Genomic DNA, 1,148 nt, shown 5'->3' with positions numbered 1-1,148 from the left:
CCCCCGAACCACGCCCACCTCCCAACCGTTCTTCTCCTGACCCGGGCCGGGACGGAACCGCCGAGGAGCCTCAGGAGCGGGGCGTTGTCCACAGGGCAGTCGTGGGCCTGAGCGCTCATCCACAGAATCGCGTTCGACACCTCGGCCGGACCGACGTCGAACCCATGCTGAAGGCCTCCCGTTCCCTTCCGTACGGAGGCCCCCCATGAAGATCGTTCTCCCGGTGCCCGCCACGATGACCTCCGCGTTCGTCGTCGTCGTGGAGCACTTCCCCTTCGAGGCCGGCTCGTTCGTGCCCTGGCGCGTCGGCGGCCCGTACAGACGGGCGGCGATCGACGCCATCGCCAACGGCACGTTGACCGTGACCCACCACCGGACCCCGTGGAAACCGACCGGCACCACGCTCACCGACGACGAGAGACGCCGCCTGCGCCGCACCCGACAACACGTCGTCGTCTCCACGACCGCGCCGCCGCACAGGCTCCAGGCCTCCGCGCAGGTCGCCAGGGCCGCCGCCAGAGCCCTGGCCCGCGAGTGCGACGGCCTGCTCATCGACCCCCTGACCGGCGCCGCCGTCCTCACGTGCGGCCGATGCGCGGCAGAGCCCCCGGCGTTCCGCCTCGGCGACGACTGGGTGTCATGGGACGTCCAGGTCCACGACGCCACGACCTGCCCGCCCTGGGGCCCGGCCGACCCGGGCCTGTGCGACTGCCTGCGCGTCACCTCCCGCGGTCTGCGCCGCTTCGCCCTCCCCGAGATCACCCTCGACGGCGCCGCCTGCGCCCACAACCTGTGCGCCACCAACCTCCTGCGCACGGTCGCCAACCGCCTCGTCACCGACCACCTGTCCTACCTGGCCGCCCACCCGGAGGCCACCACCCGCGTGATCGACGACTTCCTCCACCTCCACCCCGCAGACCAGGCCGACAACGGTCCGACCTTCGGCGTCCACCTGACCCCGTACGACACGGAGTCGGGCGAGCATGCCACCGGCGTCCGCCACCTCAAGGTAGGCCCCGCACCAGGCACGGGCGAGATCACCTGCCTCAAAGTCGGCCCACCCACAGGCTTCCCCGGCTCCTTGAACGACTGGCTCTGCACCACCTGTCTCTTATACACCTCTGACGCTGCCGACGAACTTACGCGTG

1 protein-coding gene is annotated in these 1,148 nt (G+C 71.1%); it reads left to right on the top strand.

What is annotated here, in order from left to right:
• Positions 1-205 precede the first annotated feature (205 nt).
• A partial coding sequence (locus tag C1J01_RS54315) for a hypothetical protein (RefSeq protein ID WP_111185842.1) occupies positions 206-1,148 on the top strand: 943 nt, incomplete at its 3' end.

The sequence above is a fragment of the Nonomuraea aridisoli genome, assembly GCF_003236395.1.
In the GTDB taxonomy this organism is placed as follows: Bacteria; Actinomycetota; Actinomycetes; order Streptosporangiales; family Streptosporangiaceae; genus Nonomuraea; species Nonomuraea aridisoli.
This window is presented reverse-complemented; position numbering and strand designations above follow the sequence as displayed.